The 300-nt window shown below is 64.0% G+C and carries 1 pseudogene; it reads right to left on the bottom strand.

Annotation, left to right across the window (positions count from 1 at the left end):
- Positions 1-168 precede the first annotated feature (168 nt).
- Positions 169-300, bottom strand: a pseudogene (locus LD110_RS23470) (sugar ABC transporter permease); the annotation flags it as partial.

Here is a 300-nt window from a genome sequence, read left to right as displayed (position 1 = left end):
TCCGGCTTGAGCGAGGACACGAACATGAACAGCAGCGGGAAGCTGAAGATGACGGCCAGGGCAATCCGGAGGGCCCATCCGCCGATCCCTGTGCCGGGGCGGAGAATGCGCGTGGCGCTGCGGGAGGGGCCTTTAAGACCGGCGGCGGGCTTGATGGCGGCGGACATGTTAGGACTTCTCCCGGGTGAGGTAGCGCTGGACGCTAGAGATGATGAGTACGAGGACGAAGAACACCAGCGAGATGGCCGATGCGTAGGAGGTCTCCTGCTGCTTGAAGCCGGACTGGACCGCCTCGTAGAC

Origin of the sequence: Arthrobacter sp. M4 (assembly GCF_020251205.1) — a bacterium.
In the GTDB taxonomy this organism is placed as follows: Bacteria; Actinomycetota; Actinomycetes; order Actinomycetales; family Micrococcaceae; genus Arthrobacter.
This window is presented reverse-complemented; position numbering and strand designations above follow the sequence as displayed.